This is a genomic window from Picosynechococcus sp. NKBG15041c, assembly GCF_055380235.1.
On sequence record NZ_AP040363.1, the window covers coordinates 693,563 to 716,478 of the forward strand.

Consider the following 22,916-nt stretch of genomic DNA (forward strand, 5'->3'; position numbering starts at 1 on the left):
CAGGCTGGAGATTAAACTGTATTAAATGCTACAGAATACTTTAGGTTAGCAATGGCGATCGCCCTCATAACAGATTTCGGCCTCACAGATGGCTATGTCGGCACGATGAAAGGGGTAATTGCAAGCATTGCCCCTCAGGTGCTGGTCATTGATCTGAGCCACCATATTCCGCCCCAAGATCTGGCCGCTGGTCGATTTTGCTTACTCAATGCGGCTCCCTATTTCCCGCCAGAAACAATTTTTGTGGGGGTTGTGGATCCGGGGGTGGGCACTAGTCGCGAGGCGATCGCTGTGCAATTTGCTGGAGGATATTTCGTCGGACCCAATAATGGTTTAGGCAGTGGCTTGTTCGAAAAATACCCAGTGATCACCGCTGTGATCTTAGATAATCCCCATTATTGGCGATCGCCTAAATTAGAAGCGATCAGCAGCACTTTCCATGGCCGTGATATTTTTGCGCCGGTGGCAGCTCACCTTGCCTTAGGTGTTCCTGTGGACGCACTAGGCAGTCCCCTGGGGCGAGAATCCATTGTGAGCTTGAATTTACCTACTTATCAGCGCCTCGGTAAAACCTACCATGGCATCGTTCAACATATTGATCATTTTGGCAATTTAATCACCAATATTCCTGGCACAGTTTGCCCAAACATGCAGGGTCATATGACCCTTGCATGCCAGATGATCCCTCTCGTGCAAACCTATGGAGATGTGGCGATCGCCTGTCCCTGCGCTTTAGTGGGCAGCCATGGTTGGCTAGAAATTAGCCTTAACCAAGGCCATGCCCAAGAATTTTTTCAAGTACAACGGGGGGCGATCGTGCACTACAACCCGTAATCGTAATTGCTGAAAAATAAAAACTAAAGCCAACCAAAAGAAAAGGAAGGTTTTCTAGAAAACCTTCCTTTGGGTAGGGATTTGGCGAGATGGAGGTTGATCCAGGACAACGCCCGTGGCAACTTGGTTAACCCAAGTGATTAAGACCCTAATCTTTCGCTTGGCGGGGTTGAATCACACCATAGCCACCGTGGTTGCGCATGTAGATTACATTGATCGCGTTAGTATCTCTGTTCAAAAACATGTAGAAATCATGATCTACTAATTGCAACTGTTCTAGCGCCTCATCAATTGTCATGGGGGGCATCGCAAAATACTTCATCCGCACCACTTCAGAGGGGAGTTCCGGCGCGCGATCGCCAATGAGATTTTCTGGCACCGTTGCCTCTGGCAACACTTCACTAGTTTTTTCGTGGACATGGGTTTTCTTGCCGAAATTTCTCTCCTTATACTTACGGAGCTGACGGGCAATCTTATCGGAAACTAAGTCAATGCTGGCGTAGAGATTCTCACTGCCTTCCTGGGCGCGAATGATGGTCCCATTGGCATAAACAGTAACCTCAGCTTTATGCTTATCGTTAATGCGAGCATTGTTGGCAACAGACAAGTGTACATCTACTTTTGTTGCGAAAGATTGAAAATGTTTGGTTGCTTTTTCAAGCTTACTTTCAACATAATCATGGATCGATTCGGTGACCGCAATGTTGTTGCCTTGGATCAATAGCTTCATAATCTCTAGTTACTCCATCTGAATGGATAAAACAAGTCAACTTTTAGGACAAATCACGATTCTTGAAGATTAAAAAATAAAGAAATATCGTGAATGCAAAAATTTAAAAAAAGTGCTTGCTGTGAAGTGTTTGGTTATTCTAGCAAATTTTTTTGCCTTGGAAATAAATCACTTTGGTGGCGTCATATATAAACTCATTCGCTTAATATTTTTCAAAATTCCAAAGAGAAATTCAGGGAAAAAAGCCAGAAACAAAGGGGATGTGTTGTTTTTTGTGAAATCAACTAGTAGCGACTTAAGAGAGCTGAGATTTTAACAGGTATTCTCTTTTTCTCTATGTTTTAATTGTAAGTTTTGTCTTCGAAACTTGTCAATTTATCCGCTTTGAAACATTAAGAAAACTGGAACGCTTTTACAGTTCTTAACTATTTGCTATGGTGGATGCTGAAAGTAACATTTTTTTGCCTAAAGGCGATCGCCCCTTGATGACTTTTAATGTTTCGTCGGATTCCTTGACACAATCTCTGGCCAATTTACCTTCCCAGGCGTCTTGTTACTTATACCAGCGGGAAACTGTTGCCTACGTTAAAGCTTGGCAGTGGCAGCAGCAATTGGTGACTGCACGCTTAAATGAAGAAAATCTGCCTGATATCCTGGTTTTATTAGAACATTGGCCTGTGTACACCCTGGGGACGGGCTCAAACTTAGATTTTGTTAAATTTTCGCCAGAAACGGCGGCAGTAGAATTGCACCGGACGGAACGGGGGGGCGAAGTCACTTACCATTGCCCGGGACAATTGGTGGGCTACCCGATTTTGAATTTACGCCGCCACCGTCAGGATCTCCATTGGTATTTGCGCCAGTTGGAAGAGGTTTTGATTCGTTTGCTCGACACCTATGGCCTCCGGGGGGAGAGAATCGCCGGATTAACGGGGGTTTGGGTCGAGGGGTACAAGGTAGCGGCGATCGGTATCAAGGTGAAGCGCTGGATCACGATGCATGGTTTTGCCCTCAATGTTTGCCCAGATTTAGCTGGATTCCGACAAATTGTGCCCTGTGGCATCGGCGATCGCCCGGTGGGAAGTTTGCAGCAGTTTTTGCCCGATTTAACTTTGGAGCAAGTACGCCAGGATTTGCCGAACATTTTCGGGGACGTTTTTCAGTTGGAGATGATCGCAACAGATGCTGCATTAGGCGATCGCCTGGATCTGGGCTCGTAGCGTCTGATTTTCGGTAAAAGTTTGATTGGTCGCCGAAAATTGATCCAATAGGGGCTGGAGATAGCCTTGGAGCGGTTGGCGATCGCCCGGCAAGATAATCTCTGGGTCAATGTCGAGGATGCCCTGGGCCAGGAACCAGCGTTTGGTGATGTCTGGGTCAGGAATTTCTAAATTTTCTGCCTGGATCACCGCCTCATTAAACAGCAAAATATCTAGGTCCAGGGGACGGGGGGCATATTTATCAGCGGTCCGGACTCGGCCCAGTTTCGTTTCGAGCGATCGCAACACCTCAAACTTAAACGCCGCCGCTTCGTAGTCTGTTTCTACCAGGGCGACGCAGTTGATGTAATAGGGCAAATCCTTCGTTGGCGGCTGCCCCGGGGCCGGAATCGCATCCGTCACAAAACACCGTGACACCGCTTTGATTTGACAAAACGCTTTCAGTTCTGTCATCGCCTTGAAGATATTGGCTTCCGGCTGGATGTTTGAGGCGACACTGAGATAGACACGATTCTGGGCCATGGGTTTCGCAGAAATTTAAGAACGTTCCCGGTAAATGGTCACTGCCGAAGCTTTGGCGAAGCGGAGGGCGCCGGGTTTATCAATGGTTACTTCCACCTTTTTGACGAGGGCATCGGTGAAACAGATATCTGCCACCACCTGGGCCATTTTTTCGATGAGGCCATAGCTCGACGGTTCGATCGCCGCCAAAATCGCCTTAGTGATGCGCTTATAGTCGACGGTGTCATTGATATCATCAGTCTGGCCAGCCTTGGTGAGATCCGCCCACATCACCACATTGATCACCACATCCTGCTTTTTTTCCCGCTCTTCAGGAAAGATGCCAATAATGCAGCGCAGCAGCAGGTCACGGATATAAATTTTATCGAGGCTCTTAGACATAGAAATTTTCTCCTAGGTGAAACCCGCCATCGACACAAATCACTTGGCCGGTAATGAAATCGTTCTTTAAATAAAACAGCACGGTTTGGGTAATATTGCTGGGGTCGCCAAAGCGTCTGAGGGGGGTTTTTTCAATCACCGCCTGGACTCGCTCATCGCCTTCGGCATTCACTGGCGGCAGGATGGGACCGGGGGCGATCGCATTCACGCGGACGTTGGGGGCAAGCTCAAATGCTAGCATCTTCGTGAAACTGTGGAGCATTTTTTTGCTCAGGTGATAGGGCACATGCTCATAGTCATAGCCATAGATGCGGGTATCGAGGAAATTGATCACATTGCCATGGCTCGATTCTGGCGAGAAGAAAGCTTTGGTCAATAAAAAAGGGTGTAAAGCATGGACTTGGATATTATCCCAGAGGTTGGCTGGGCTCAGGTCAAACAGGCTTTCCTTGTTGAACATTGAGGCATTGTTAATCAAGATATCCAGTTGGGGGGTTTTCCCTTTCACCGCCTCGATCATCGCCTCGACGCTGTCCCGCTGCAGCAGATCTGCCTGGACTAAATCGATGGCAATTGAAAATTCTGACAGCTCTTCGGCAAGTTTTTCTACCTCTGCTTGGGAGGAGCGGTAATGCAAAATTAAATTGATCCCTTCCTGGGCGAGGGTGCGGGCGATCGCCGCCCCAATGCGTTTGGCCCCCCCAGTGATTAAAGCGGTTTGTTGACTCATGCTTCCCGTTGCGCAATAAAACCCATAGAAGTTAACCCATTTTTTCACGAGAAAGCAACAATCTCACTGCTTGGGTTGCCTCCCCCAGGATGTAACAGATATCTGGGGAACCCTTAAGTCAGGGAAACGGGGGTGATAAAATTTGGAATACTTTAATTCGTCACAGAGAAAGAAGGTCACCGTGGTTCAAGTACCGATCAAGCCCTCCCAGCAAGCCCCCTCCGCCGTGATTCCCAATGGCCCAGCCCTCGAAGCTTGGTTAAATGATTGGGCCCAACGGATTATCCAGGGCGATCGCCTGACCCGAACCGAAGCCCTCCGCCTCAGCGAAATCACGGGCGAAGAAAATATCCTCAAACTCTGCGCTGCCGCCGATCAGATCCGTCAAGCCTGCTGTGGCAACATCGTTGATCTCTGTAGCATTATCAATGTCAAATCTGGCAGCTGCTCCGAAAACTGTAGTTTCTGCTCCCAGTCCGCCCACCACCCAGGCGAAGATTCCCCCGTCTATGGTCTCAAAACCGCCGAAGAAATCCTTGAACAAGCAAAAGCGGCGGAGGCGGCGGGGGCCAAACGCTTTTGCCTTGTGAGCCAAGGGCGCGGCATCAAGTACAACAGCCCCAAATCTAACGAATTTGAGCAAATCCTCGAAACGGTGCGCCGTATCCAAGCTGAAACCTCAATCAAGCCCTGTTGCGCCCTCGGTGAAGTGACCCCCGAACAGGCCCAACAACTGCGGGATGCTGGTGTCACCCGCTACAACCATAACCTAGAAGCCTCAGAAAACTTCTTCCCCGACATCGTCACCACCCACAGTTGGCAAGACCGGGTCGAAACGATCAAAAACCTCAAGGCTGCGGGGATCCAAGCCTGTAGCGGTGGCATTATGGGCCTTGGGGAAAGTTGGGAAGACCGGATCGATTTGGCGATCGCCCTGCGGGATCTCGAAGTTGAATCTGTCCCCCTCAATCTGCTCAATCCCCGGCAAGGTACTCCCCTAGCAGAGAGCGATCGCCTAGATGTTTACGACGCTCTCAAGTGCATGGCGATTTTCCGGTTTATCTTGCCTGAGCAAATCATCCGTTATGCCGGCGGTCGCGAAGCGGTAATGGGTGAACTGCAACACCTCGGCCTGAAAGCTGGGATCAATGCGATGCTGGTGGGCCACTACCTCACCACCATGGGCCAACCCCCAGAACAGGATGAAGCAATGTTGGCATCCCTCGGTCTCCAGGGGGGTGAAGCCCCGATTCCTGGTCAATATGTCCCTGCCCAATAACCGCCCTCACGCACTGCCTAAAAGTCCTTGTCCCTGAAGCAAACCGCCACGGCTGGCCCCAATTGGTTTAACCAACTCCTATGGGCACTCATCGGTGTCTCCCTGACGATTGGGGGCACATTTATTGAGGCCTATGGCACCAATGCCCCCTGGGTCTGGGCCACAGAAGGCATCCAGGCCCAATCCCTCGGCATTTATTGCCAAGTGGCAGCGGTTCTATTGACGGGCTGTCTGGGGGGGAAAAATGCTGGCATCATCTCGCAAATGGCCTACATTTTTATTGGCCTTTTTTGGCTCCCTGTCTTTTCCCAGGGGGGAAGACTCGACTATTTAACGGAACCAACCTTTGGGTATATCCTCGGTTTTATCCCAGCAGCGGGGGTCTGTGGTTGGCTGGCTTTTCGTTATATCCTGAGCTTAGAAGCCTTGGCCTTGAGTGCTTTTTGTGGCCTGGTGGTGCTCCATGGTTGTGGCATGGCCTATGTGCTGGGACTGGCTTTCTTGGAAAAACTTCAAGGGGCGGGATTGACTTTCATTGAGGCGATCGCCCTTTATACTGTTACTCCCTTTCCCAGTCAGTTAGTGCTAGTGTGTGGAGTGGCGGTGATGGCCTACGGCGTTCGGCGGATTTTGTTCTACTGAAACTATACGGATAGGCAACCCACTGCGGCACTGCTTTGCAAGCAACCTTCTCAACGTTTACCTTTGACTTTTACTGAGATCAAAAAATTCCCATGGATCTGCGCCAAGATTTACTCAAAAATCGCTGGTTCTGGCTTGTGGCCCTGCTTGGGTTGGTGCTAGATCAACTCACAAAAACCATTGTCCTCCAAACCTTACCGGCAGTGGGAGATACCTTTCCCCTGTGGCCAAGCGTTTTTCACTTCACCTATGTGCGTAACACTGGGGCAGCCTTTAGTATTTTTACGGATGGAGTCTATTGGCTCCGCTGGCTTTCCTTGGCGGTAAGTATTGGCCTGATGGCTCTGGCTTGGTTTGGCGATCGCCAGACTGTTTCCGAGCAGTGGGGCTATGGCTTTATTCTCGCTGGGGCCATGGGCAACGGCATTGACCGTTTTCTCTTCGGCTATGTGGTGGATTTTCTAGATTTTCGCCTAATTAATTTTCCCGTCTTCAACATCGCCGATGTGTGCATCAACCTGGGAATTGCCTGTTTATTTCTCAATATTTTCCTGTCTTACCGCTCGGCATCGACAGATTCTTCAACTAAATAGACCAGGCGATGAATAGGCATAACCACTGCCCTGGCGTTTAGTCTGTTGGGACAGCAACTGTTCTTCGAGCTGGGCAATGCGCTTATAGGCCACCGTCAACTGAGCAGTCAGCCTTTTAACCTGAAGTTCTGGACTGAGTTCTGCTTCCTGGAAAGCATGGCCTTCCAAATTTAGGCTTTCATCGAACAAAATATCTTTATGTTGAAAAAATTCGCCGCCGACACTTAAATCTAAACCAAAAGCAGCATTGTCAATTTTGGGCATCATTGCCATCAGTGTATCTTTGCCAAGGGATGGTTCCGCCTCGATCACCTGTTGTACTTTTTCAACAAGTTGAGACAAAAGATCGAGCTGATGCTTTAACTCGTTAACATAGCCATGAACACTCATATTTTGTCAGTCTAAAGTCCTCTTCTCCCATGCTAATGCCAACTTTAATGGCAGGGAAATTTATCCTAATATATTTAAGATTCCCTTAGAAAACCTTAAGAAATCTCTGAAATCCGGGAAGAAAAGTTTCAATTATTCTGGGTTAAATTCAACTGGAATACAGGCTAAATTTATTATTTTTTGATAGAAATTTCCCTAGGGGAACATTACTTGAATTTATGCTTAATCGCCGCCAATTTTTGACGATTTCCGGGCTTTTTGCCGTTACAGGGGCATTGGGCGGTTGTCAGGCTACTGCCGCTCAAGCGTTACAAATTTATACATTAAAAGGCTCTGTTGCCCCTCAACTGTTGGCATTATTACGCCAAACATCTCCCCTCCGGGCTAACCTTACGCCCCTCGAACAACTCCAGGAGTTATTCGAGGCTCTCCAAAAATTTCCTGTCGATGGGACCAAGCGAAAAAATTGGCTTGGTCAAGCGAAATCAATTCCAGATCTGGTAACCCTAGGCCACGGCTGGTATCGTCAGGCGATCGCCTCGGGGCTGATTCAACCACTGCCTTTGACGACATTGGCTTCCTGGGATAGCTTGGGGGAACCTTGGCAAACTTTTTTACGGCGCGACGACCAAGGGAGTATCGCAGAAAATGGTCTATTGTGGGGGCAACCCTACCGCTGGGGCACAACGCTGCTGGTGTACCGCAAGGATAAGTTCAAACCATTGGGCTGGACGCCAACGGACTGGGCCGATCTGTGGCGACCGGAATTGCAGGGTAAATTTTCTCTGTTGAACCACTCCCGGGAAGTGTTGGGGTTTTTGTTAAAAAAGCAAGGCAAATCTTATAACGAGACTGATCCCCAGGCGATCGCCAACCTAGAGGCTGACTTTCGGGAGCTCCACCGCCAGGTCAAATTTTATAGCTCTACCGATTATCTACAACCGCTGGATATGGGAGACACTTGGCTTGCCCAGGGCTGGTCCCAGGATATCTTACCCCTCCTGAAGCAAGATCAGAATCTGGGGGCAGTTGTCCCCACCAGTGGGACGGCATTGTGGTGTGACCTGTGGGTGCAACCCCAGGGCAGCCAGCGAGACTTTGCCGCACTCCAGCCCTGGTTCGACTTTTGGTGGCAACCCGCGGCGATTCAACAACTTTCGCGCAGTAGCTATGGGGCCTCGCCACTGATCTATGCAGCCCCCGATCTTGACCCCGAAATCACCGCTAATCCCCTCATTTACCTAGACCCAACAACCTTCCAAGCGAGTGAAATTATTGAGACCTTAGACCCCGAAATCACCGCCCAGTACCAAGAAATTTGGCAAGCTGTCCGCCGGAGTGAGGGCTAGAGGCTTTGATTTTGACGACCCCAGTTCTAGATAATGCAAACAAAGCAATCACATTTCAGGAATCAAGATGACGAATCAAACCATTGGGGTGGCGATCGCCGGCACCGGTTTCGGCCAGAAAATTCATATTCCCGGATTACAGCACCACCACCGCACGGAAGTAGTCAGTGTTTACCACCGAGATCCGATGCAAGCGGCGGCGATCGCCGCTGAACACCACATTCCCAACCATGCCAGCGACTTTGCTGAACTGTTAGCAGACCCGGCAGTGGCGGCGGTGGCTATTTCAACGCCTCCTTTTTTGCATTACGACATGGCGAAGCAGGCACTCCTGGCAGGGAAACATGTCCTCCTCGAAAAACCCATGACCCTCAATGGCCCCGAGGCGCGGGAGCTCCATCATCTAGCGGCCCAAAAAAATCTAGTGGTCACCCCAGACTTTGAATTTCGTTTTATTCCAGCGTGGCAATGCCTGGCAGAATACTTGCAAAATGATTTTGTTGGTCAAAAGCGGCTCATTACAATCAATTGGCTCGTGACCAGCCGCGCAAACCCGGAGCGTCCTTGGAACTGGTATGCCCGCAAGGATCAAGGGGGAGGGGCTCTGGGGGCAGTGGGCTCCCATGCCTTTGATTACATCCACTGGCTTTTTGGCCCAATAAAGCGTTTATCGGGATATCTTAATTGCGCAATTCCCGAACGGCCTGACCCCCTTGATGGTAATCGGCTCAAACCTGTGGATGCTGATGATACTTGCCTAATCATGTTGGAGTTGGCCGACGGCACTCCCTGCCAACTGAATATTACCTCCGTTAGTCACCATGGACGGGGCCACTGGATTGAAGTGTATGGCGATCGCGGTTCTTTGGTCCTAGGGAGCCCTAATCTCAAGGATTATGTCCATGGCTTTACACTCCAAGCGGCCCAAGCTGGCTCAGATTGGGTAGCAGTGACTATTCCAGAACGTTTAGAATTCCCCCAAATCTTTACGGATGGTCGCTTAGCGCCTTTTATTCGCGTCGTTGATCATTGGGTCAATAACATCGATCGCCAATCTTCTGATCACCAGGCGATCGCCCCCACACTCCGGGAGGGGATTTATTCCCAACTGCTCATGGACTTGACCCACCAATCCCATCATCAAGGTCGTTGGGTCACAGTGCCAAGCCTCGATAATTATCTGGATTTGGGTTGACGACGCTGGTGCTGGCTCGAACGGCGACCTGACTGCGGGTGAGAACTCTGGCCCTGGGTCAGTTGATTGTTATTCCCTGCTTTGGGCAGTTGAATCTGTCGTAACCCATTTTGGACCGTCTCTAATTGGATTCTCAGGTTACCTTCGAGGGTGCTCAGAAGATGATGGGCATATTGATCGGCGTCTTCTTGGACGGCTTGGGCTTCGGCGATCGCCTGACTTTTGAGTTGTTGCATTTCTTGGGTCACCTGTTGGCGAGCACCTTCTAGTTCTGCAAACGTCTGTTGACGAGCATCCTCCAACTCCGCAAGGGTCTGTTGTCGCAGAGCTTGGCATTCTTGTTCTGTTTCATAGCGCAACTGGGCGGCTCGTTGCTCTGCCTGGCGAGTCAAGATATTTTCGTCTAACATTTGGGCGGCCCGTCGTTCGGCGGCTGCCATCATTTCTTCTGCGTAGGCTTGGGCCTCCCCCAAAAGTTGCTGCTTGTACTGGAGCACTTCCACCGCCCGCTCAATGATTTCTGGGACGCTAGTACGGACATGGTCAATTTCATCTAAAACATCATCGTCTTTAACCAGAGTAAGGCCGAGGAGCGGAACCTGGAATCCTTCAAAAATGACCTCTTCTAGGTGGGTTAACTGGTCTTGGACGTTTAAATCTACACCCCGGTAGAGGGTTGGGGAATTGGCGTTATTATCGGTGGGTTTATCTGAGGCGGATGAACTTTGTACCATTGATACAGATCTTGAGCAACATTGTCAGGCACGAGGTGATCGACGGAACCACCGAATTTGGCAATTTCTTTGACGACACTACTGCTTAAAAAGCTGTATTCGTTAGAAGTTGCCAAAAATACTGTCTCGATATTAGCCCAAAGCGTCTTATTTGTATGTGCCATCTGGAGTTCCTTTTCAAAATCAGATAGCACCCGCAGGCCACGCAATAGAACTCCGGCATTTTGTTTGCGGGCGTAGTCGGTCGTGAGACCTGTGAAACTATCGACGGCCACATTGGGTAAATGTTGGGTACAGCGGCTGATTTGTTCGACTCGCTTTTCGAGGCTAAAAATCGGTGATTTACTAGGATTGCACAGCACCGCTACAATCACTTTTTCAAATAGGCGATCGCCCCGCTCAATGATATCGAGGTGACCAAGGGTAATCGGGTCAAAACTGCCAGGATAAATCGCGATCACAGAAAATGTCGCCCCACGGGATGAAAGCTCGTACCAGTTAATTGTGCCATATTGTTTCCCCAAGACTCGCCGCAAACCCAGGGACATCAACCCCTACAATGGAAAGTGATTTTATTGACGAGTCCAAGCAGCTATGAGCGAGCATCACCCCGAAAAAAAATACGAAGGCAAGGCCAAAATCCTCTACAGTACCGCTGATCCTGACATTCTTCTTACCTACTTCAAGGACGATGCCACCGCCTTTAATGCCCAAAAAAAAGGCACGATCCAGGGCAAAGGGGAAATGAATTGCACGATCGCCGCTGCCCTTCTCCAGTGGCTCGATAGCCAGGGCATTCCCACCCACTTCATCGAACAAACTAAAGCCGATGAAATGCTCGTTAAAGCGGTCACCATCCTCCCCGTGGAAGTGGTTGTACGTAACATTGCCGCAGGAAGCCTCTGTAAACAAACAGGCCTAGCTCAGGGAATGGTTTTACCCCAGCCCTTAGTGGAGTTTTATCTCAAAGATGATGCCCTGGGGGATCCACTCCTGACGCGCAATCGCCTAATGCTGTTGAATATCGTTACGGAGGAACAACTGGCCCAACTCAAAGACTATGCCCTCAAAATTAACACCCTAATGCAAGACTTTTTTGGGCGCTGCCAGATTACCCTCGTAGATTTCAAGGTTGAATTTGGTACTGACAAGACAGGCACAATTCTCCTCGCCGACGAAATTAGTCCCGATACCTGTCGCCTCTGGGATCAAACCGTGAGCGATCCCAATCTACGGGTGATGGATAAAGACCGCTTCCGTCAAGACCTCGGGAATATCGAAAACGCTTATCAAACAGTCCAAGCTCGGGTACTAGCGCAGATTAAGCAACTACAATCCTAGGTCATATAGACTGGTATTTTGTTTGCCCAAAGCTGAATTACCGGGCCTGTTTGCCCCTCCATTGGGCGGAAACATAAAAGACACCGCCCCGTCTTTGGCTCTGGTACAATCCAGCAGAGTGAATTACTCGTGTTGGCCGATTTACAGACAAAGCACTTACAAATATAGTGCTGATAACTTTTTTTGATTTGGTGTTTGGACGTGCAAAAACAACGCAACTTAACTTATTTCTCCCCCCAAAACCTAGCACTTTGGGCAGTGATCGCCACTTTGGGGGCGATGACCCCGGCCCAAGCCGAACCCAAGTCTGAGACCACTGGTGCGGAGTCCACTGCACCGGCCATTACCCAAGTGGCTCAATCTCCTCTGGCCCCAGAAGAATCAATAGAGGTAGAAGCGACCCCGGTGCCTGCGGCGATCGCCGTTCCAGAAATCCAAACACCCCAATCGCAAACCATTGCCCTCACACCGAGTCAGGCATCAGAACTCTCTCCAGTACCGGACACTGAAGTAGCCCAAGTTACGGCCCCCACACCAGCCTCTAGCGCAGAAGAACCATCTCTCCAGGCCCAGACAACACCGCCAGCCTCTGAAAGCCAGCAGATTCCAGCCCAAACAGAGACCGCAGAACCAAGGGTCTTGGTGGCCGAAGTTCGCATCAATGGTGTCGAAGACAATGTGGCCTTGGAACAGCGTATTATCCAAGCCATCGAAACCCGCGCTGGTCAACCAGCCACGGTCACGCAAATTCGGGATGATGTAAACCGCATCTATGCCACAGGTCTTTTTGCGGATGTAGTCGCTACCCCAGAAGATACAGCCCTTGGTGTGCGGGTAAGCTTTAATGTAGTTCCCAACCCTGTTCTTAGCCGGGTTGCGGTGCAGGCACTCCCCCTGGAGGGAAATCAAAACATCACACCACCGGAAGTGATCGATGATATCTTTGGCGATCGCTATGGCGAGGTGATCAACCTCAACGACTTCCAGGAAGGCAGTAACAAGTTTCGTCAACTGCAGCAGTGGTATCAGGAAAATGGCTATGACCTTGCCAATGTAATTGGGATCGATGAGCCCACTGCCGATGGTGTGGTTACCCTCATTGTCGTCGAAGGGGTCATCGAAAATATCCAGGTCAATTTCATCAATGCTGACAATGAACCCGTCGAAGGTAAGACGAGAGAATTTATCATCACCCGCGAAATGGAACTCAAGCCTGGTGATGTTTTCCGGCGGGACGTGGCCCAACGAGACCTGCAACGAGTATTTGGCTTAGGTCTTTTTGAAGATATTCAGCTTAATTTTACGTCCGGTACAGAAGACCCAACCCAGGCAGTTTTAAACCTCAACGTCATCGAAGGAAATACTGGCTCCATCGCCGCCGGGGGGGGGATCAGCTCCGCTAGTGGTTTCTTCGGTAGTGTCAGCTATCAGCAACAAAACCTTGGAGGAAATAACCAGCGGCTTGCTGCTGAATTTCAACTAGGCCAGCGGGATGCCCTGTTTGATGTGTCTTTCACGGACCCCTGGATCGCAGGCGACCCCTACCGCACGTCCTATTCAGTGAATGCCTTTCGCCGTCGCTCTATTTCGCTGATTTTTGATGGTGGGGAAAACGAAGTTCGCCTACCAGCAGAGGGAGAAGAGCTCGGCGATCGCCCCCGTGTCAACCGCCTCGGTGGGGGGATAACCTTTAGCCGTCCCCTCTCCCGGGATGTTTTCAACCCGTCAGAATGGCGTGCGTCCCTCGGCTTTGATTACAACCGGATTCGCATTACTGATTCTGACGGAAACACAGCCCCTGTGGATGAATTTGGCAATCCTTTGAGTTTCTCCGGCGATGGTGTTGATGATTTGTTTAGCCTCAGCCTTAATGCAGTAAGGGACCGACGCACTACTTTTGATGGTGCGACCAGGGGCTCTCTGACCCGTTTTGGCACTGATCAAACATTGCCCTTTGGTAACGGCAGTATTTTCTTTAATCGCCTCCGAGCCAGTCATAGCATTTATATAGACTCTCCACTAAAGTTGCCCACCTTTGGCAGTGAAGAAAAACCCCATACCCTAGCTTTCAACATTCAAGGGGGAGCAATCCTGGGGGACTTACCCCCCTACGAAGCTTTCTCCCTCGGCGGTAGCAACTCTGTACGTGGTTTTGAAGAAGGGGATCTCGGGAGTGGTCGCTATTATCTCCAGGCAACGGCGGAATATCGCTTCCCGATCTTTGCTGCCATTGGGGGGGCCATCTTCGCGGACTATGGCACAGATCTAGGTTCTGGTGATGATGTTCCGGGGGATCCTGCTGGTGTCCGGGGTAAACCAGGCAATGGTTTTGGCTATGGTATCGGTGTTCGAGTCAATTCTCCTTTAGGGGCTATTCGGGTTGACTATGGTATCGCTGATAACGGGAATACGCGTATTCACTTCGGGATTGGTGAACGCTTCTAAAGTTCCTTTCATTGTTCAGGCTGGGGGAAATATCCCCCTTTTTTTGTGATGGTGACAACGCTTAAAACAACGGTGGAATGTGTTGGGATTGGCCTCCATTCGGGGGAACGGGTCTGCGTAAAACTGATGCCTGGCGATCGCCACCAGGGCAGATATTTTGTGCGGACCGATCTACCAGGGCAACCGGTGATTCCCGCAAGCATTAACACCGTGGACCAAACTCTCCTTTCGACAGAGTTGGCGATGGGTGAAGCGAAAGTCAGAACGACGGAGCATCTGCTGGCGGCCCTCGTGGGTTTGGGGATTGATGCGGTACGCATTGAAATTAATGGCCCAGAACTGCCGCTCCTGGATGGTTCGGCCCTGGAGTGGGCCCAGGCGATCGCCCAGGCTGGCACCGAAAACTTGAACCCAGAAAATAATCCACCTATCCCAGTTGTCAGCGAGCCCCTGTGGATTCGGGAAGGGGATATGTTTGTCGCCGCTCTGCCTTCGGCGGAACTGCGCTTTACCTATGGGATTGACTTCACCTATCGGCCCATTGGCAATCAGTGGCATAGCTGGAGCCCTAAGGTTGAATCTTTTGCAGAGGCGATCGCCCCGGCGCGGACATTTGGGTTTGCGGATCAAATTGAACAGCTCAAAAAAGCAGGTTTGATTCAAGGGGGGAGCTTAGACAATGCCCTCGTCTGTGACCCAGAAAAATGGCTCAATCCGCCCCTCCGTTTCCCTAATGAACCCGCTCGTCACAAGTTGCTCGATCTCATCGGTGATTTGGCCCTGCTGGGGACGATCCCCACAGCCCATTACCTTGCCTACAAAGCCAGTCATAAGCTCCATACTCAACTGGCGAAAGCATTACAGACAACCCTGCTGTGATCAGGGGTAAAGAGTAATGCCAGAAGCAATCTTTGTGGGGCGATCGCTTACCTGTCATTTTCGTGGGGTGACGGCCCTAGAGGGGTTGAATTTTTGTATTTATCCCGGCGAAAAGGTGGGGCTAATTGGGGCCAGTGGTGCGGGAAAAAGCACGCTGCTTAGCTTACTCAACGGCCAACTACGACCCACCGGAGGAGAATTGCTCACTTGGGGGGAGCCCTTGGCACAACTTTCACCCCGACGACGGCGGCGCATCCAACGGCAGATTGGTACGATCTACCAGCAATTGAACCTGGTGGACAGTTTGGCCGTGATTCACAATGTTAATGCCGGACATCTGGGACGTTGGTCTTTTTTGAAAGCAGCCTTTTCTTTGATTTTTCCCTGCGATCGCCCCCTTGCTTTGGCCGCCCTTGAACAGGTTAGAATCCCTGAAAAAATCTTGACTAGAACAGACGAACTATCTGGAGGTCAGAAACAGCGGGTTGCCCTGGCGCGGGTGTTGGTACAAGATCCCGCAGTCATCCTCGCCGACGAGCCGATCGCCAGTCTAGATCCCCACCTGAGCCGAGAAATGATGGATCTGTTGGCCCATCTCTGCGATACCCAAGGCAAAACCCTTGTGATTAGCCTCCATTCCTTAGAATTTGCCCGGAGCCATTGCGATCGCCTCATTGGTTTAAAAACAGGCAAAATTCTCTTTGATCAGCCCGCCGCGACGGTCAACGACACCCAGATCGCCCACCTCTATGGGCATCAATCGATATACTAGATGTCTGCATTTCTTAAAAAATCCCCATGGCGATCGCATCCCCTCCCCAGAACAGCAATGATTGGCAACTAGCGGGTAAGCTCTTGCCCTACGCGAAACAAAATCTCGCCACCCTTGTGGTTTCAATTATCTTACTGATTCCCCTGGCGATCGCCGGTGCAATCCAACCCCTCGTTGTCGGTCAAGCCGTGTCACTCCTGCGGGGGGAAGAAATTTGGGGTATCTTGAATGGCCTCAGTATCAATGATGGAATTACTGTTCTCATCTGGATCCTGTTGGGGACAATTTTAATTCGCCTGGCCTTCGCATCTGTACAGGGCTATCTAGTACAAAAGGTTGGCCAAGAAATTACCGCTGGGATCCGTCAAGATCTCTTTGATCATGTCACCTCCCTGTCCTCCCGTTTCTTCGACCGGATGCCCGTGGGAAAGCTGGTGACCAGGCTGACGAACGATGTGGAAGCCCTAGGCGATGTTTTTGCGAGTGGGGCGATCGGGATCATTAACGATGTGATTTCCCTCGCCGTTATTATCGTCACAATTTTCCTGCTGCAATGGCAGTTAGCGACCCTGTTGATTCTGATGTTAGTGCCGGTCGCTTTTTTGATTATTTATTTTCAGGGGCAATACCGCAAAGCCAACTACCAAGCTCGGGAAGAGCTGTCTCAACTGAACGCGATGTTACAGGAAAATGTCTCTGGCATTAATGTGGTGCAATTGTTTCGCCGAGAAGCTCTCAACGCTGAACTCTTCCGCACAGTTAATGACCGCTATCGCATCGCAGTGAATAAAACAATTTTCCATGACTCTGCTGTTTCCGCGACCCTAGAGTGGATCTCTTTGGTGGCGATCGCCGGCGTCTTGTGGCTGGGGGGCTGGTTTATTTTCCAAGGGGATTTGAACTTCGGGGTACTGTCTGCCTTTGTGCTCTATTCCCAGCGCCTGTTTAACCCCCTGCGCCAATTTGCTGACAAATTCACCATGTTTCAGTCTGGCTTTACTGCCATTGAGCGGGTAAGTGAACTGATGGCAGAACCCATTGAAATCCAGGATAAACAACAGCATTTAATTTCAACGTTAAATCTCAACCCTGAGGCATCCGGAGAAATTATTTTTGACAACGTCTCCTTTGGGTATAAACCTGGTGAGTACGTCCTCAAAAACCTTAACTTCAAGATTAAACCCGGCGAGAAAATTGCCCTGGTGGGGCCAACCGGGGCCGGAAAAAGTTCGATTATTCGCCTTCTTTGCCGTCTCTACGATCCCAGTGAAGGGCGCATCCTCGTCGATGGTATCGATATCCGTGATCTGCCCCAGGAGGAATTGCGGCGTCATATCGGCGTCATTTTGCAAGAAAGCTTTCTGTTTGCCGGGGATGTCCAACGCAACATTACCCTCGGAGAAGAATATCCCTTAGAAAGGGTGAAGCAGGCGGCACAGCTCACCAATGTCGATCGCCTCATTGAAGAACTCCCCCAGGGTTATGGCACTGCGCTGAGGGAACGGGGCACAAATCTTTCTGGAGGCCAAAAGCAACTGCTGGCTTTTGCGCGGGTGGCGATCCGGGATCCAAAAATTTTGGTTTTAGATGAAGCTACCGCCAGTCTTGATGTGGGGACAGAAGCCCTGATTCAATCGGCCCTGGAGCAGCTCCTCGAAGACCGCACGGCGATCATCATTGCCCACCGTCTCTCGACGATCCGGGATGTGGATAAAATCTTGGTGCTGAAGCAGGGGGAAGTGATAGAAACGGGGAACCATGATCAACTCCTCGCCCAAAACGGTCTCTATGCTAGTTTGTATCGTTTGCACATGTTAGGGGATTAGACGGAGCGTTTCCGTTGCTTGGTATGATATTGAACACAGAATTTTCGATAAAGGAAGCCCAATGACCACCCACTTTATTACGGCAGAAATTGACCTCCAGGAAAACCCCACCGATCTCCCTAAGGCCATTGAACAGGAACTCGAAAAGCGTGATGAGGAAGTGCTCCGCTGGGCAATCACGGCAGTAGACGGTGATAAGGCAACGGTTGAGGCGATCGCCTTAACTGCAGAATAATAAAATCATGGCGTTGGCGGTTGATCCAGAGACCCAAAATATCGACCTAAAGGCGTGGCAATATTGTCACCCCCATTGGCATGATTGTTTAGCCCAGATCAGCCGCCATTCCCCAGAGGCACTGTTAATCCCCAAGTCCCGGGAAGCACTCCAGGAAATTTTTCGTACAGCCCACCGGGAAAATATCAAAACAATCCCCTGTGGCAATGGCAGTAAGCTGGCTTGGGGAGGGCTCACCGCAGAAGTAGATTGGCTGGTGAGTACCCAACAGCTCAATGGCATTGTTGACCATGCCGTTGATGATTTGACGATCACAGTGGAGGCAGGCTTAACCTTTCAAGAGCTCCAAAATTACCTCCGCCCCTACCGCCAGTTTCTCCCCCTTGATCCTGCTTTTCCCAACCGTGCGACCCTTGGTGGCATTGTGGCGACCGCGGATACGGGCAGTCTCCGGCAGCGCTATGGTGGTGTACGAGATTTGCTCTTGGGAGTCACCCTTGTGCGGGCCGATGGCACCTTTGCTAAGGCTGGTGGCAAGGTGGTTAAAAATGTGGCGGGCTATGACTTAACTAAGCTAATCACTGGTTCTTATGGCAGTCTCGCCACAATTGTTGAGTTAACCTTTCGTCTCTACCCGATTCAGGAGCAGGGCCTTTCACTTCTCTTCAGTGGCGATGTAGATGCTATTCGCCAACTACAGCAAGGCTTGCATCATTCTGTGCTCACGCCGGTGATCGCCGATGTTTTGTCGCCGCGATTGATGGCTCAGTTTAACCTCGGCCAGGGCTACGGTTTATTGATTCGTTTTGAGGCGATCGCCGAAAGTATCACGGCCCAACGGGAGGCCTTAGAAGCGATGGGTCAGGCATTGAATCTGCAGGCGATCGCCCAGTCCAATCTTCTCAGTGCGCAACTGAGTGCAACTCTCCATCAATGCCCTGTGGTCTGTAAAGTAGGAATTTTACCCAGCCGCAGCCTCGATTTACTCAAGCATTTAGAACGATTAGCCGATGGTCAGGCGATCGCCCGCATCCATAGTAAGAGCGGCCTGGGAACGATTGCTTTTCCCCACGAAAAATTTCTGCGACAATTCCGTGAATTACGCCAATTTTGTCAACAAAACTCCGGCTTTTTAACCATGCTCCAGGGTTCCTATCGCCTAAAACAACAGTTTGAACCCTGGGGCTACCCTGACGATGCCCTCCCCCTAATGGAAAAAATAAAAGCTCAGTTTGACCCTGAAAAAATCCTCAGTCCCCAGCGGTTTGTGGGGGGAATTTAAAGGCGATCACCAGGGCCGTAAAATCATCAGGTCTTTCGGGGGTGATCACAATGGTTTGATCAATAAACGTCAGCACAACAGCCAATCGTGGCACCGTGGCATAGGCCGTATATCTCCCTAATTTTCTATTCCAAAATATCCCCGAAAACGCGAACAGGCCCCCATTTCCAAAAAGGCGGATCGACCGTTGCATCGCGAGGGGATCATGAGTCACACGGATCAACGTATCCAGGGAAATTGTCCGCTGCCAACCCAGCCGCTGAATGCGGAGGCGATCGCCCTCAAGATAGTATCCCTGCACCATAAATAATGCCGCTATGGCTAAAATCCCTACCGGTAAAATAGCCCATAAAAATGTCGCGGCATCCTGCTGCTGAATCCCCAAAATGACGAACATCAAGGCGATCATTGTCAACAATAGACCGGTCACCACCGTTACCACAGTCAAGGTTTGGTCCCATGGTGCCTTAAAAAAGAAATGACGTTTCATCACTCGACTGTCCATTGATTGCACCGTAATGAAATTCCCCAAACATCATAGCGACAATAGAATTTTGCTTTGATTTTGCTGCCCGACAACAGCCCTTGATCGCGCTTTTTTCAAAAAAATACATTTCACCATTTCCCAACATTTTTGCCCTAGATTAACCGGAGAAAATGTTAACCTTGATTTTTCCCAAGGGCCCATAGCCGAAATTTCTGAAGTTAAATATTAAGAAAGATGATAATTAGGCTACAATTGGGCAGAAATTGTCAAAAAAATTTACAGGTCTTAGGAACCATCCGTAAAATTTATGTCTCTTCCCATTCGTAACGTCGCGATTATTGCCCACGTTGACCACGGTAAAACTACCCTTGTTGATGCGCTTCTGCACCAATCTGGCATTTTCCGAGAAGGCGAAGACATCCCCGACTGCGTGATGGACTCCAATGACCTGGAACGGGAACGCGGCATTACAATCCTTTCTAAGAATACCGCCGTCCGTTACAACGATATTTTGATCAATATTGTCGATACCCCCGGGCACGCTGACTTTGGTGGTGAAGTAGAACGGGTTCTCGGCATGGTTGACGGTTGTATCTTGATCGTCGATGCCAATGAAGGCCCCATGCCCCAGACGCGTTTTGTTCTGAAAAAAGCCCTAGAAAAAGGTCTGCGCCCCATTGTGGTCGTCAACAAAATTGACCGTCCTAATGTCCACCCCGAAACCGCTGTGGATAAAGTATTCGATCTGTTTGTCGAGCTTGGTGCCGATGATGATCAGTGTGATTTCACCACCTACTATGCCTCTGGCCTATCTGGTTTTGCCCGAGAATCCCTCAGCGATACCAATGAAGATATGGAACCCTTGTTCCAGGGAATCCTCCAACATGTACCGCCGCCGGCGGGGGATGTAGATAAACCCCTCCAACTCCAGGTAACCACCCTCGATTATTCCGATTATTTGGGCCGGATCGTCATTGGCCGGATCCACAACGGCACCATTAAAGCGGGCCAACAGGCGGCTTTAGTGAAAGAAGATGGCAGCATCGTCAAGGCGAAAGTTGCTAAACTGATGGGCTTTGAAGGTTTAAACCGTGTGGAACTACCTGAAGCTACCGCCGGGATGATCGTTGCAGTGGCTGGTTTCGCCGATGCCAACATTGGGGAGACGATCACCTCTCCCGAAGATCCCCAAGCACTGCCTCTGATCAAGGTGGATGAGCCGACCCTCCAGATGACTTTCTCGGTTAATAATTCTCCTTTTGCTGGCCAGGAAGGTACATTCGTTACTTCACGCCAGATTCGCGATCGCCTCGAAAGAGAATTAGAAACCAACGTGGCCCTACGGGTAGAAGATGGAGAATCCGCTGATAGCTTTGCCGTCTCCGGCCGGGGTGAGCTGCACCTGGGTATCTTGATCGAAACCATGCGTCGCGAAGGATATGAATTCCAAGTGGCCCAGCCCAAGGTGATTTACCGCGAAGTCAACGGCAAGCCCTGCGAACCCTATGAATATCTCGTGCTTGATGTTCCTGAAGAAGCAGTTGGTAGCTGTATTGAGCGGCTTGGCCAACGCAAAGGAGAAATGCAAGATATGCAAACAGGTGTCGGCGGCCGGACTCAACTGGAATTCGTCGTGCCTGCCCGGGGTTTGATTGGTTTCCGGGGTGAATTTATCCGCATCACTCGTGGTGCAGGCATCATGAACCACAGCTTCCTTGAATATCGTCCCCTCTGTGGTGACCTGGAAACCCGTTATAACGGTGTGATTACTGCCTTTGAAGAAGGGGTAGCAACTTTTTATGCCCTCAAGAACGCCGAAGACCGTGGCCAGTTCTTCATTACCCCTGGCACTAAAGTTTATAAGGGAATGATCGTTGGGGAGCATAATCGTCCCCAGGATTTGGAGCTCAACGTTTGTAAAGCCAAACAGCTCACAAACCACCGGGCAGCTAGTGGAGATGAACTAGTACAACTTCAAGCCCCCATTGAGATGAACCTGGAACGGGCTCTGGAATATATTGGCCCCGGCGAATTGGTAGAAGTTACCCCCGAATCAATCCGGCTTCGGAAGTTAGAAACCAAAAAAATGGCCAAGCGCTAAATTGGGCTAAGTTTCACCCATTAACTGGCTAATCAAGCACTGATCCCATGGCAAACAAAATGGGGTCAGTTTTTTTGGTGTATTCCCCCAGTTCAGGGACAAAACATGTGGGGAAAAGTGAAAATTTGTGGGACAACTTAAAATTTTGGGGCAAATGGGCGATCGCCTATTATTTTCTGTCCCTTAAGACCAGAGAGCATGCCAGACAAATTGTGGTAACGCCAGCATCCGTCGCCAACGCCAGGGCTCTTGGCACAAACGATAAAACCACTCCAAATGGAGCCGTTGCCATAACTTTGGCGCCCGCTGTTTGACGCCAGCCCATACATCAAAGCTGCCCCCAAGACCGATCCAGGTACTATGGGGACAAAGGTGCCGATTTTCTTCAATCCAAAATTCCTGTTTCGGGACGCCCAAGCAAGTCAAAATCAGTTGGGGCTGTAATTGGGCAAGGGTCGCTTGCCAGGTCACCGCCGTTTCTGGGGTGAGATATCCATGTTGGGTTGTAATTTTCAGCTGGGGAAAACGTTGGAGCCAATTTTCTTTGGCTTGATCGGCAATGCCCGGTGCCCCCCCAAAAAAGACCACATGCCAATTGTGCACTGCGGCCTGGGCCAGGAGCTGTTCTGCAAGCTCGATCCCAGGCACTCGCCTTTGCTTTTTACCTTTGAGTCTAAGGTAAAGAACAATCCCAGCCCCGTCAGGCACAATCAGATCTGCTTGGCGAATCACCCGGGCGATCGCCGCTTTTTTTTCTGTCATCATGGCGATTTCAGCATTCAAGGTAACCACATGACAACCTTGACCCTGGTGGATGCGATCCGTCAGCCATTGGCAGTAGTTAGGATGGAGATGCACCAAGACTTTAAAAATAGGCACACTAGGCAGGGGGAATCCGGCAGTCAACATAGACAGGTGTCAAACAATTGGGTGAAAGGAAGAGGAGCGA

At 50.2% G+C, this 22,916-nt stretch carries 24 protein-coding genes; 15 read left to right on the forward strand and 9 right to left on the reverse strand.

Annotation, left to right across the window (positions count from 1 at the left end; all coding sequences use genetic code 11):
• Positions 1–51: 51 nt before the first annotated feature.
• A complete protein-coding gene (locus tag ACZ45B_RS03350; protein ID WP_024546480.1) occupies positions 52–834 on the forward strand; it encodes an SAM hydrolase/SAM-dependent halogenase family protein in 783 nt (260 codons plus the stop codon).
• Positions 835–982: 148 nt separating this feature from the next.
• Here ACZ45B_RS03350 and hpf read toward each other — a convergent pair whose 3' ends face one another.
• Positions 983–1,564 carry a ribosome hibernation-promoting factor, HPF/YfiA family gene (gene hpf, locus ACZ45B_RS03355; RefSeq protein WP_024546481.1) on the reverse strand — a complete coding sequence of 194 codons (582 nt, stop codon included), beginning with the start codon at positions 1,562–1,564 and terminating at the stop codon, positions 983–985.
• Positions 1,565–1,998: 434 nt separating this feature from the next.
• Between hpf and lipB the strand changes: the two genes are divergently transcribed.
• Positions 1,999–2,784, forward strand: coding sequence for a lipoyl(octanoyl) transferase LipB (gene lipB, locus ACZ45B_RS03360; protein ID WP_024546482.1), 786 nt, complete (start codon positions 1,999–2,001; stop codon positions 2,782–2,784).
• Here the strand turns inward: lipB and folK are convergent.
• Genes folK through ACZ45B_RS03375 form a run of 3 tightly spaced genes read right to left on the reverse strand, consistent with a single transcriptional unit; the run spans position 2,755 to position 4,417 of the window.
• On the reverse strand, positions 2,755–3,306 hold the full coding sequence (gene folK, locus ACZ45B_RS03365; protein ID WP_024546483.1) for a 2-amino-4-hydroxy-6-hydroxymethyldihydropteridine diphosphokinase: 552 nt from the start codon (positions 3,304–3,306) through the stop codon (positions 2,755–2,757). The two genes, lipB and folK, sit on opposite strands and share 30 nt — an antisense overlap.
• Positions 3,307–3,321: 15 nt before the next feature.
• A complete protein-coding gene (folB, locus tag ACZ45B_RS03370; protein ID WP_024546484.1) occupies positions 3,322–3,687 on the reverse strand; it encodes a dihydroneopterin aldolase in 366 nt (121 codons plus the stop codon).
• Complete coding sequence (locus ACZ45B_RS03375; protein WP_024546485.1) at positions 3,680–4,417, reverse strand: SDR family oxidoreductase; 738 nt, start codon at positions 4,415–4,417, stop codon at positions 3,680–3,682. The genes folB and ACZ45B_RS03375 overlap by 8 nt, the downstream gene beginning before the upstream one ends.
• Positions 4,418–4,598: 181 nt before the next feature.
• Between ACZ45B_RS03375 and bioB the strand changes: the two genes are divergently transcribed.
• The 3 genes from bioB (at position 4,599) to lspA (ending at position 6,931) form a co-directional block, all read left to right on the forward strand.
• Positions 4,599–5,696, forward strand: coding sequence for a biotin synthase BioB (bioB, locus tag ACZ45B_RS03380; RefSeq protein ID WP_464674992.1), 1,098 nt, complete (start codon positions 4,599–4,601; stop codon positions 5,694–5,696).
• Between the two features lie 27 nt (positions 5,697–5,723).
• On the forward strand, positions 5,724–6,338 hold the full coding sequence (locus ACZ45B_RS03385; protein WP_024546486.1) for a biotin transporter BioY: 615 nt from the start codon (positions 5,724–5,726) through the stop codon (positions 6,336–6,338).
• A gap of 92 nt (positions 6,339–6,430) precedes the next feature.
• A complete protein-coding gene (gene lspA, locus ACZ45B_RS03390) occupies positions 6,431–6,931 on the forward strand; it encodes a signal peptidase II (RefSeq protein ID WP_024546487.1) in 501 nt (166 codons plus the stop codon).
• Here the strand turns inward: lspA and ACZ45B_RS03395 are convergent.
• Positions 6,920–7,321, reverse strand: a complete 402-nt coding sequence (locus tag ACZ45B_RS03395) for a hypothetical protein (RefSeq protein ID WP_024546488.1) — start codon at positions 7,319–7,321, stop codon at positions 6,920–6,922. The two genes, lspA and ACZ45B_RS03395, sit on opposite strands and share 12 nt — an antisense overlap.
• 218 nt (positions 7,322–7,539) lie before the next feature.
• Between ACZ45B_RS03395 and ACZ45B_RS03400 the strand changes: the two genes are divergently transcribed.
• Together ACZ45B_RS03400 and ACZ45B_RS03405 are read left to right on the forward strand one after the other, a co-directional pair.
• Positions 7,540–8,670 carry an extracellular solute-binding protein gene (locus ACZ45B_RS03400; RefSeq protein ID WP_024546489.1) on the forward strand — a complete coding sequence of 377 codons (1,131 nt, stop codon included), beginning with the start codon at positions 7,540–7,542 and terminating at the stop codon, positions 8,668–8,670.
• A gap of 67 nt (positions 8,671–8,737) precedes the next feature.
• The gene (locus ACZ45B_RS03405) at positions 8,738–9,865 is read left to right on the forward strand and encodes a Gfo/Idh/MocA family protein (protein WP_024546490.1); all 1,128 of its coding nucleotides are present in this window, start codon (positions 8,738–8,740) and stop codon (positions 9,863–9,865) included.
• Here the strand turns inward: ACZ45B_RS03405 and ACZ45B_RS03410 are convergent.
• Both ACZ45B_RS03410 and coaD read right to left on the reverse strand, forming a co-directional pair.
• Positions 9,847–10,599 carry a hypothetical protein gene (locus tag ACZ45B_RS03410; protein ID WP_024546491.1) on the reverse strand — a complete coding sequence of 251 codons (753 nt, stop codon included), beginning with the start codon at positions 10,597–10,599 and terminating at the stop codon, positions 9,847–9,849. The genes ACZ45B_RS03405 and ACZ45B_RS03410 overlap by 19 nt on opposite strands.
• Positions 10,524–11,060, reverse strand: coding sequence for a pantetheine-phosphate adenylyltransferase (gene coaD / locus ACZ45B_RS03415; RefSeq protein ID WP_024546492.1), 537 nt, complete (start codon positions 11,058–11,060; stop codon positions 10,524–10,526). Before coaD ends, ACZ45B_RS03410 begins: the two co-directional genes overlap by 76 nt.
• A 133-nt stretch (positions 11,061–11,193) precedes the next feature.
• On the opposite strand from coaD, the gene purC reads away from it, so the two are divergent.
• The 7 genes from purC (at position 11,194) to ACZ45B_RS03450 (ending at position 19,379) form a co-directional block, all read left to right on the forward strand.
• Positions 11,194–11,940: a phosphoribosylaminoimidazolesuccinocarboxamide synthase gene (purC, locus tag ACZ45B_RS03420; RefSeq protein ID WP_464674993.1), complete on the forward strand. Its 747-nt coding sequence runs from the start codon at positions 11,194–11,196 to the stop codon at positions 11,938–11,940.
• A 201-nt stretch (positions 11,941–12,141) separates the two neighbouring features.
• Positions 12,142–14,385 (forward strand): BamA/TamA family outer membrane protein, encoded by a 2,244-nt coding sequence (locus ACZ45B_RS03425; RefSeq protein ID WP_024546493.1) that lies wholly within the window; start codon positions 12,142–12,144, stop codon positions 14,383–14,385.
• A gap of 48 nt (positions 14,386–14,433) precedes the next feature.
• Positions 14,434–15,264 (forward strand): UDP-3-O-acyl-N-acetylglucosamine deacetylase, encoded by an 831-nt coding sequence (gene lpxC / locus ACZ45B_RS03430; protein ID WP_024546494.1) that lies wholly within the window; start codon positions 14,434–14,436, stop codon positions 15,262–15,264.
• A 16-nt stretch (positions 15,265–15,280) separates the two neighbouring features.
• Positions 15,281–16,036 carry a phosphonate ABC transporter ATP-binding protein gene (locus ACZ45B_RS03435; RefSeq protein ID WP_024546495.1) on the forward strand — a complete coding sequence of 252 codons (756 nt, stop codon included), beginning with the start codon at positions 15,281–15,283 and terminating at the stop codon, positions 16,034–16,036.
• Between the two features lie 26 nt (positions 16,037–16,062).
• Positions 16,063–17,862, forward strand: a complete 1,800-nt coding sequence (locus tag ACZ45B_RS03440) for an ABC transporter ATP-binding protein (protein WP_024546496.1) — start codon at positions 16,063–16,065, stop codon at positions 17,860–17,862.
• Between the two features lie 61 nt (positions 17,863–17,923).
• Positions 17,924–18,097, forward strand: coding sequence for a hypothetical protein (locus tag ACZ45B_RS03445; RefSeq protein WP_164494896.1), 174 nt, complete (start codon positions 17,924–17,926; stop codon positions 18,095–18,097).
• Between the two features lie 7 nt (positions 18,098–18,104).
• Complete coding sequence (locus ACZ45B_RS03450) at positions 18,105–19,379, forward strand: FAD-binding oxidoreductase (protein WP_024546497.1); 1,275 nt, start codon at positions 18,105–18,107, stop codon at positions 19,377–19,379.
• On the opposite strand, the gene ACZ45B_RS03455 is transcribed toward ACZ45B_RS03450, so the two are convergent.
• A complete protein-coding gene (locus ACZ45B_RS03455; RefSeq protein ID WP_024546498.1) occupies positions 19,348–19,869 on the reverse strand; it encodes a PH domain-containing protein in 522 nt (173 codons plus the stop codon). The genes ACZ45B_RS03450 and ACZ45B_RS03455 overlap by 32 nt on opposite strands.
• A gap of 304 nt (positions 19,870–20,173) precedes the next feature.
• Here ACZ45B_RS03455 and typA point away from each other — a divergent pair, with 304 nt between their 5' ends.
• Complete coding sequence (typA, locus tag ACZ45B_RS03460; RefSeq protein WP_024546499.1) at positions 20,174–21,967, forward strand: translational GTPase TypA; 1,794 nt, start codon at positions 20,174–20,176, stop codon at positions 21,965–21,967.
• A gap of 183 nt (positions 21,968–22,150) precedes the next feature.
• Here typA and ACZ45B_RS03465 read toward each other — a convergent pair whose 3' ends face one another.
• A complete protein-coding gene (locus ACZ45B_RS03465; RefSeq protein WP_029681922.1) occupies positions 22,151–22,876 on the reverse strand; it encodes a WecB/TagA/CpsF family glycosyltransferase in 726 nt (241 codons plus the stop codon).
• Positions 22,877–22,916: the final 40 nt, after the last annotated feature.

Coding starts and splice junctions, on each gene's coding strand:
- ACZ45B_RS03445 (WP_164494896.1), top strand. CDS start 17,924: ATGACCACCCACTTTATTACGGCAGAAATTGACCTCCAGGAAAACCCC.
- ACZ45B_RS03405 (WP_024546490.1), top strand. CDS start 8,738: ATGACGAATCAAACCATTGGGGTGGCGATCGCCGGCACCGGTTTCGGC.
- lspA (WP_024546487.1), top strand. CDS start 6,431: ATGGATCTGCGCCAAGATTTACTCAAAAATCGCTGGTTCTGGCTTGTG.
- ACZ45B_RS03400 (WP_024546489.1), top strand. CDS start 7,540: ATGCTTAATCGCCGCCAATTTTTGACGATTTCCGGGCTTTTTGCCGTT.
- ACZ45B_RS03375 (WP_024546485.1), bottom strand. CDS start 4,417: ATGAGTCAACAAACCGCTTTAATCACTGGGGGGGCCAAACGCATTGGG.
- ACZ45B_RS03455 (WP_024546498.1), bottom strand. CDS start 19,869: ATGAAACGTCATTTCTTTTTTAAGGCACCATGGGACCAAACCTTGACT.
- ACZ45B_RS03350 (WP_024546480.1), top strand. CDS start 52: ATGGCGATCGCCCTCATAACAGATTTCGGCCTCACAGATGGCTATGTC.
- hpf (WP_024546481.1), bottom strand. CDS start 1,564: ATGAAGCTATTGATCCAAGGCAACAACATTGCGGTCACCGAATCGATC.
- typA (WP_024546499.1), top strand. CDS start 20,174: ATGTCTCTTCCCATTCGTAACGTCGCGATTATTGCCCACGTTGACCAC.
- folK (WP_024546483.1), bottom strand. CDS start 3,306: ATGGCCCAGAATCGTGTCTATCTCAGTGTCGCCTCAAACATCCAGCCG.
- ACZ45B_RS03410 (WP_024546491.1), bottom strand. CDS start 10,599: ATGGTACAAAGTTCATCCGCCTCAGATAAACCCACCGATAATAACGCC.
- ACZ45B_RS03435 (WP_024546495.1), top strand. CDS start 15,281: ATGCCAGAAGCAATCTTTGTGGGGCGATCGCTTACCTGTCATTTTCGT.
- folB (WP_024546484.1), bottom strand. CDS start 3,687: ATGTCTAAGAGCCTCGATAAAATTTATATCCGTGACCTGCTGCTGCGC.
- lipB (WP_024546482.1), top strand. CDS start 1,999: ATGGTGGATGCTGAAAGTAACATTTTTTTGCCTAAAGGCGATCGCCCC.
- ACZ45B_RS03450 (WP_024546497.1), top strand. CDS start 18,105: ATGGCGTTGGCGGTTGATCCAGAGACCCAAAATATCGACCTAAAGGCG.
- ACZ45B_RS03465 (WP_029681922.1), bottom strand. CDS start 22,876: ATGTTGACTGCCGGATTCCCCCTGCCTAGTGTGCCTATTTTTAAAGTC.
- ACZ45B_RS03440 (WP_024546496.1), top strand. CDS start 16,063: ATGGCGATCGCATCCCCTCCCCAGAACAGCAATGATTGGCAACTAGCG.
- purC (WP_464674993.1), top strand. CDS start 11,194: ATGAGCGAGCATCACCCCGAAAAAAAATACGAAGGCAAGGCCAAAATC.
- lpxC (WP_024546494.1), top strand. CDS start 14,434: ATGGTGACAACGCTTAAAACAACGGTGGAATGTGTTGGGATTGGCCTC.
- ACZ45B_RS03395 (WP_024546488.1), bottom strand. CDS start 7,321: ATGAGTGTTCATGGCTATGTTAACGAGTTAAAGCATCAGCTCGATCTT.